Source organism: Providencia rustigianii DSM 4541 (genome assembly GCF_000156395.1).
Lineage (GTDB): Bacteria > Pseudomonadota > Gammaproteobacteria > Enterobacterales > Enterobacteriaceae > Providencia > Providencia rustigianii.
Window position 1 is genome coordinate 384,778 of sequence record NZ_GG703818.1, and the last position, 544, is coordinate 385,321.

The window sequence follows — 544 nt, forward strand, 5'->3', positions numbered from 1 at the left end:
ACTTATGTACGCTGCGCTTGCTGCACGCTGTCCGCCTTGAATTTCACACTGCTCGCTCATGCCACTCGCTTGTGTGTTTGAAAAACACGTTCAAGTTGAGATTTTTTGAGAGACTCTCACATTGTTTAAGCAAAACAATGTGCGTTGTTTTCAATTTTCAGCTTGTTCCAGATTGTTAAAGAGCATAATTATTCGCAATAGACTATTTTACTAATCTATTCTGAATAATCAGAAAAATTTATGGTGGAGCTAAGCGGGATCGAACCGCTGACCTCCTGCGTGCAAGGCAGGCGCTCTCCCAGCTGAGCTATAGCCCCATAAAGGTAATTCCAGTATCGATTTTTCTTTTCGCAAGAAATTCAGAGTTAATCGAATCAAGACCAGGCATAGATTGACGACGTTTACATGAGTAAACGAGTTAATCTATAACGCAGTATTTATTCGATTTGGTAGGCCTGAGTGGACTTGAACCACCGACCTCACCCTTATCAGGGGTGCGCTCTAACCACCTGAGCTACAAGCCTATCGATACCGTTACTCTATT

2 tRNA genes are annotated in these 544 nt (G+C 42.6%); both read right to left on the minus strand.

Going from position 1 to position 544, the window contains the following annotated elements:
* Window positions 1-241 precede the first annotated feature (241 nt).
* A tRNA-Ala gene (locus PROVRUST_RS06845) sits at window positions 242-317 on the minus strand.
* Between the two features lie 130 nt (window positions 318-447).
* A tRNA-Ile gene (locus tag PROVRUST_RS06850) sits at window positions 448-524 on the minus strand.
* Window positions 525-544: the final 20 nt, after the last annotated feature.